This is a genomic window from Gluconobacter sp. P1D12_c (assembly GCF_018812105.1).
Lineage (GTDB): Bacteria > Pseudomonadota > Alphaproteobacteria > Acetobacterales > Acetobacteraceae > Gluconobacter > Gluconobacter oxydans_A.
Map to the genome: position 1 here is coordinate 1 of NZ_JACSIQ010000473.1, position 447 is coordinate 447.

A 447-nucleotide genomic window follows, 5' to 3' on the forward strand; every position below is an offset into this window, starting at 1 on the left:
GACAAGGGCTTCACCGGCACGAACCGGGAAAGGGCCGGCCTTGACCAGGCACTGGCGGCTGTTCGTAGTGGCGATACTTTGGTCGTACCAAAGCTTGATCGACTGGCCCGCTCTGTCCCTGATGCACGGCTTATTGGCGACAGCCTGGCATCCCGTGGCGTGAAGCTTCAACTTGGGAACAGTATTCACGATCCGTCTGATCCAATGGGCAAGTTGTTCTTCAACATCCTTGCGACTTTCGCGGAGTTTGAAGCCGATCTGATCCGGATGCGTACTCGTGAAGGGATGGCCGTTGCACGCGACAAAGGTAAACTACGCGGAAAGAAACCCAAGCTTTCTGAACGTCAGCAAAAAGAGCTTCGCCGGATGTATGATACCGGCGATTACTCCATCAGCGATCTTTCAGAACTGTTTTCTATTTCTCGGCCAACTGTCTATCGAACTCTC

1 protein-coding gene is annotated in these 447 nt (G+C 53.5%); it reads left to right on the forward strand.

Annotation, left to right across the window (positions count from 1 at the left end; genetic code table 11):
• Nucleotides 1-447, forward strand: a 447-nt coding sequence (locus KP705_RS17730) for a recombinase family protein (RefSeq protein ID WP_215765235.1), incomplete at both ends; no start/stop codon positions are given.